Origin of the sequence: Campylobacter sp. BCW_6460, from assembly GCF_001762705.1 — a bacterium.
GTDB lineage: Bacteria > Campylobacterota > Campylobacteria > Campylobacterales > Campylobacteraceae > Campylobacter_D > Campylobacter_D jejuni.
Map to the genome: position 1 here is coordinate 1 of NZ_MJXI01000016.1, position 982 is coordinate 982.

General features: G+C 28.9%; 2 protein-coding genes. Both read right to left on the reverse strand.

Features of this window, described 5'->3' with window-relative positions:
• A partial coding sequence (locus AJ881_RS04050) for a class I SAM-dependent methyltransferase (protein ID WP_148123001.1) occupies positions 1-326 on the reverse strand: 326 nt, incomplete at its 3' end.
• Positions 323-982: class I SAM-dependent methyltransferase (locus AJ881_RS04055; RefSeq protein ID WP_070282537.1), on the reverse strand; the 660-nt coding region annotated here is incomplete at its 5' end. The genes AJ881_RS04050 and AJ881_RS04055, both read right to left, overlap by 4 nt.

Here is a 982-nt window from a genome sequence, read left to right on the forward strand (position 1 = left end):
GCATCAAAACTATCATTTTTAAAACTATCTAATTTATCGATATAATCACCCAGTTCAATTTGCTTGATTTTATCACTTAAATTCTCATCTTTCATACGAGCTTTAAAACGCTCTAATCCTGTTTTGCTCCATTCTATACCACTTACACTAAAACCTTCTTTTGCACAAAACCATAAATTAGCTCCTGTTCCAAAACCAAGTTCTAAAATATTGATTTTACTTCTATCTTGCACATTATAAAAATTCCTTGCTATAAATCTTATAACATTTTCACTTGGATACTTGCCCCATTCTTTTTTAGAAAAAATTTGTTCCCATATATTCATATTTTATATCCTTCAACTATAAAAAGTTCATTTAATTGTTTGGTTAAATTTTTTTGTATGTGAATTTTTATATCACTAATACTATAGGTTGCACTCTCATAAAGTTTTCGTAAATCTTTTTCATCACAATACCTTATAATACCTGTGCAAGCATCACTTCCACTTGTAGGTTTTACTAAATGATACCCCAAACTCTCATCTTTTTCAAAACCATCATTGTCAAGACTTGGAGTTACAGAAAGAAATTTCCCACCTTTTTTGAGTTTTTTCATCGCTTTGTCTATAATCTTTTTAGTTTTATCAAAATCATTGTAAGCTAAGGAATAATTATCCATCCACGCATCAAAACTATCATTTTTAAAACTATCTAATTTATCGATATAATCACCCAGTTCAATTTGCTTGATTTTATCACTTAAATTCTCATCTTTCATACGAGCTTTAAAACGCTCTAATCCTGTTTTGCTCCATTCTATACCACTTACACTAAAACCTTCTTTTGCACAAAACCATAAATTAGCTCCTGTTCCAAAACCAAGTTCTAAAATATTGATTTTACTTCTATCTTGCACATTATAAAAATTCCTTGCTATAAATCTTATAACATTTTCACTTGGATACTTGCCCCATTCTTTTTTAGAAAAAATTTGTTCCCA